Here is a 3,416-nt window from a genome sequence, read left to right as displayed (position 1 = left end):
GTATGGTTCGATAGGGGGGCATAAATCGACTAAATCCTTATCTGGCAAGAGACTTAATTGATTAGTTCGCTCTAGAGCAAAAACAATTGACAAAAATCGCTAAATGCCTTTCTCTATAAGGGTTCCATCCCTTATAACCCTCGTCCATTGCATAAGACAAACCGAAGAACCAGATATTCGTAGTTGGCAATGTCCTAAGTGTGGAGAAACCCACGATAGAGACATCAATGCTGCTAAGAATATTCGAGATGAAGGTTTACGAATTTTGGCGGTAGGGCATACAGCTACTGCTTCTGGAGGGAGAGTAAGACCAAGTAAAGGCACTGCTTTTGCAAGGCATCTCCCCGTGAACGAAGAATCCCCACGCCTTTAGGCAACGGGAGTGTCAAAGCCAACAAAAGGCTTAATCGTAGGCACGAATCATCGCTTGGGTTCCCTGTTTAATTCCCTTGCCTTCGTCCAATTCCGCTACTACTTTAAATAAAGCTTCTGCTAAATCTGTCCCGGGCAGAATTTCCCCGGCTGTCTGGGCAGTTTCTTTGACTAATCGCAAATCTTTTAAAATATGTTCAATCATAAAAGCCGGCTGTAAATCTTGGGCGAGGATTTTTGGTCCCAAATTTTCCAACGCCCAAGAACCCGCCGCCCCCGTTTTACAGACTTCTATGACTAAATTGGGGTCTAATCCTTGAATTTTTGCCATTTTTAGAGCCTCACACAGCGCCACCATGTGAACCGCCCCCAAGACTTGATTACAGAGTTTTACTGCTTGTCCGTTGCCGATTTCGCCACACCAGCGAATAGTTTTACCCATGGCTTGAAAACAGGGCAGACAAGTCTGAAAATCCGCTTCTTTCCCTCCCACCATAATAGTTAAAGTGCCGTTTTTCGCCCCAATATCGCCCCCAGAGACGGGAGCATCGAGAAAACGGAGATTATTTTCCTCTAGCTTTTTACCAATCATCCTAGCGGCTTGAGAGCCAATGGTACTCATATCCACCACCAGAGTTCCCACCGCTGCCGATTCCATGACACCCCCCGGTCCTAAAATTACCGCTTCCACGTCAGGCACATCCCCGACGCAGGTAAAGACAATCTCGGCATCCCTGACGGCGGCGGCGATACTAGAACAAATGTTCGCACCTGCTGCCCCAGCAATGGTTATCCCCGGCACCTCTGGGGTACGATTCCAAGCATTGACAGCAAAACCTTGACGGACAAGATTAGCCGTCATCGGCGCCCCCATCACTCCTAATCCTAAAAAGGCAATTTTTTGACTCATAATTTTGGTAATCAAGGGAAAGGGAATTATGAATTATGAATTATGAAGTGGGGTATATTTTCAGTGAACAGTGAACAGTAAACAGTGAACTGATAACTGATAACTGATAACTGATAACTGATAACTGATAACTGATAACTGATAACTGATAACTGATTTAGGATTCTACCATTTGCAGAAATTGGGCTTCTGAAAGGGTTTTAATGCCTAATTTTTGAGCCTTTTTGAGTTTCTCACCGGGAGCTTTACCGAGGAGAATATAATCAGTATTCGCACTGGGGGAACCAGTAACAGTACCACCGACATTAATAATCAATGATTTCGCTTTCTCGCGACTGATTTTGCTGAAGGTTCCTAGTATAACTACGGTTTTTCCCCTTAGGGGATTTTCTGCGGATTCTTGACTCGTTTGGACTATCTCCGCTGCGGGTTGCACTTCTAAACTTGTATCGGCAACCGTGATTTTTTCTGCTGCTACTACAGGGGTTTCCTTGGCAATCACCGGGGGAGTTTCCGGTTCCTCTACTACCGGAGTTTCCTTGGCAATCACCGGGGGGGTTTCCGGTTCTTCTACTACCGGAGTTTCACTAATAATTGCTTCTGGTTCATTAGTGCTAATAGGGGCAGTTTGTGGAGAGAAATCGTCTCTTTCTTGCTGTAGGTTTTGAATTTTAACCTCTAAAGCGGCGATTTCTGCTTGCTTAGTTGCTAACTCACCCTCAAACTTAATTTTTTCTTTTTCTAAAGCTTTAGCTGCCGTTTTTTGGGCTTCTAAATCTTGAGTTAGTTGGCGATTTTGTTGGCTTAATTCCTCGATATGACGGGAAGTTGTGGTTTCTAATTGGTCTTTTTCGGAACTTAACTGGTGTAGTTGAATCTCTAAATTAGAAATGTTTTCCCGATAGGTTTCTAGCTGTTGGGGTAACTGGGTTAATTCCTGTAATTGCCCTTCTAAATCAGCAATTGTTGCCTGAGAATCAGCCAATTGTTGGGGTAACTGGTTTAATTCCTGTAATTGCCCTTTTAAATTAGCAATTTTTTCGGCAGCAGTGGTTAATTCTGCCGATAATTCCCCTTTCTGGACTTCTAAAGCTTGTAACTCCAGTTTAGCCGCTTCGAGACGAGCGCCGAGACTGTCCTTTTCGGCGGTTATGGCTGTCACTTGAGCGACGGTTTCTTGGAGTTTTATAGTTAAATTGTCGCATTCTTTGCCTAAAGAGAGCGATCGAGTTTGACTTACGGCTAAATCTTCGCTGAGAGACTTTTTTTCCCGCTCTAACCCGCTAATTTGATCCTGTAAGCTGGCTATTTCCTGCTGTCCTCGCTCATACTGTTCTGTTTGGTGAGCCAGATTCTGTTCTAAGGTTTGAATTTGACCTTGCAAGTTGGGAATTTGGGCGGCTAAATCGCTTAATTCTTGGTTTTTATGGTCTAAATCGGCCACTTTCGCCCTTAATTCCTCAGCTTTTTCTAGCTCTTGCTGTAATAGAGTTTTATCCTGTTCTAGGGTCTGAATTTGACTATAGAGAGAGGTGGTCTGTTTTTTGGTCAAATCAAATTGACGGTTAATTTCACCTTTTTGCTGCTCTAAAGTTTGAATCTGTGCCTCTAGGCTAGTAATTTGGGCTTTTTCTGCCTCTAACTGCTCCATCAAACCAGCTTTCTCCGCTTCTATTTCCTTAGCGGTGGTTTTCAGGTGTTCAATTTCACTCTCACCTATCTGGACAGCTTGCTGGAGGGACTGGAGAGAATTTTCTAAATCCGTAGCTTTGTGCTGTAATTGGGCGGAATGTTGTTCTATGTAAATTATTTTGGCGTGCAGCTGCTGATTTTCGTCTTTTAAATCTGATTGCGCCACGTCTAAACCCTTGACTTGAGCCAACAAATCTGAGTTACTTTGCTGTAATTGCGCTTGTGCGGCTAAAAGGGCGGTATTTTTGCTGACGAGACCAGAGCGCGACCAGAGGAATAGTCCTCCGAAAACAGCACTTAAACCTAATCCTTCATAAATTAATTCGTTGAGCATATCTACCCTCCTAGACAAGCGAAAAACAGTCACCTAACCGAACTGATGCGGCAATTTTGGTTATAGACCTACATCTCTACTTATATCAGTTACGGGGTGCATTCGGGG

2 protein-coding genes and 1 pseudogene are annotated in these 3,416 nt (G+C 43.9%); 1 reads left to right on the top strand and 2 read right to left on the bottom strand.

What is annotated here, in order from left to right; all coding sequences use genetic code 11:
- Positions 1 to 169: 169 nt before the first annotated feature.
- Positions 170 to 373, top strand: a pseudogene (locus PX484_RS10765) (zinc ribbon domain-containing protein); the annotation flags it as partial.
- Between the two features lie 30 nt (positions 374 to 403).
- On the opposite strand, the gene PX484_RS10760 reads toward PX484_RS10765, so the two are convergent.
- Both PX484_RS10760 and PX484_RS10755 read right to left on the bottom strand, forming a co-directional pair.
- Entirely contained in the window at positions 404 to 1,282 is an 879-nt protein-coding gene (locus PX484_RS10760) for an NAD(P)-dependent oxidoreductase (RefSeq protein ID WP_288103790.1), read from the bottom strand.
- Between the two features lie 157 nt (positions 1,283 to 1,439).
- Entirely contained in the window at positions 1,440 to 3,308 is a 1,869-nt protein-coding gene (locus PX484_RS10755; RefSeq protein ID WP_287766686.1) for a BRCT domain-containing protein, read from the bottom strand.
- Positions 3,309 to 3,416 lie beyond the last annotated feature (108 nt).

This window comes from Microcystis sp. M49636_WE2 (assembly GCF_030065375.1).
Classification (GTDB): Bacteria; Cyanobacteriota; Cyanobacteriia; order Cyanobacteriales; family Microcystaceae; genus Microcystis; species Microcystis aeruginosa_C.
Note: the sequence above shows the minus strand (reverse complement) of the source record. Positions and strands in the feature narration are given on the sequence as shown.